This is a genomic window from Oleiphilus sp. HI0043 (assembly GCF_001634935.1).
The window spans coordinates 1-894 of the sequence record NZ_LWEY01001908.1 but is presented as its reverse complement, the minus strand read 5'-3'; the positions used below and the strand labels follow the sequence as shown (position 1 = coordinate 894).

The following is an 894-nucleotide window of genomic DNA, read 5'->3' as shown; positions in this document are numbered from 1 at the left end:
CAATTTCTCTAATGACTAAGCCAGAGAAACCATCCCCTTCCCTTAAGTACAAATTATTAATCATGGCTCTTCGTGCGCTCGGTTCTGAAGAGTAGATATGACTGCTAAATTCTATTGTCGGAACCCCCCTTTGAAAGCTAATATTCATTTCACTTAGTAGAGGAAGGTCTGAAAATGCATTTGGTGCACTACTAATTTGTTTGCTTCTATCGCTCTCGTCGTTCACACTTGTCGGCAATATTTTTTCCTCGACAGCTTTAGAAACCGGGGCTGCTTCGGAATAAGGCTCGGCAAGCGGCGGGCTGATGCGCTTAACACCCGCTTTAGGTCGGATAACATCGTCAGCTTCGACTGGCTCTTTATCCTCCTTAGCAGAGCGTTTATCGGAAAAGTCATCCTTTAGAATAGGAAGAGGCTTTGCTTGAATGGGTGCTTTATCAATGAGATGGGATGGAAGTGCCTTGGTTTTACGGCCAGTATCCTTAATGTCCGGCTCAGTCGAGGAGAGTGCTTTATTGTCAGTTAACAGGCTATTTTCAGAGCTTCCACTCTCATCAGTAGAATTGCTGCCTAGAAAATAAAATATCAACGCACCTGCATTAAGTAAAAGGACAAATATTAGGAGGTAAGGCCAAAGAGGCTGTCGCGACATATTCCTTGGCATTACCATCATATCGTTATTAATCGAAGAAACCTTCTCTTGATGCCTATCCTGTTCTGACCTTTTCAAGGCGTCTAAAATGTATGACATGCTAATTCGCCCCCATAAGTCGAGGGACGCCTAAGTTAAGGCGCGAATTTATATGAATCAGCGTCATGCTGCCCGCGATGCCGTCAGGCACAAGGCCTGAGCTGGCTTGAAAGCGCTTAATCTGGTCTTCAATTGGTTCGCTT

At 44.6% G+C, this 894-nt stretch carries 2 protein-coding genes; both read right to left on the bottom strand.

What is annotated here, in order from left to right:
• Nucleotides 1-751 (bottom strand): general secretion pathway protein GspB (locus A3729_RS29470; protein ID WP_068634560.1); only part of this gene is annotated, 751 nt, incomplete at its 3' end.
• Nucleotide 752: 1 nt separating this feature from the next.
• Nucleotides 753-884 (bottom strand): peptidoglycan-binding protein, encoded by a 132-nt coding sequence (locus tag A3729_RS34215; RefSeq protein WP_255376424.1) that lies wholly within the window; start codon nt 882-884, stop codon nt 753-755.
• Between the last annotated feature and the right edge of the window lie 10 nt (nt 885-894).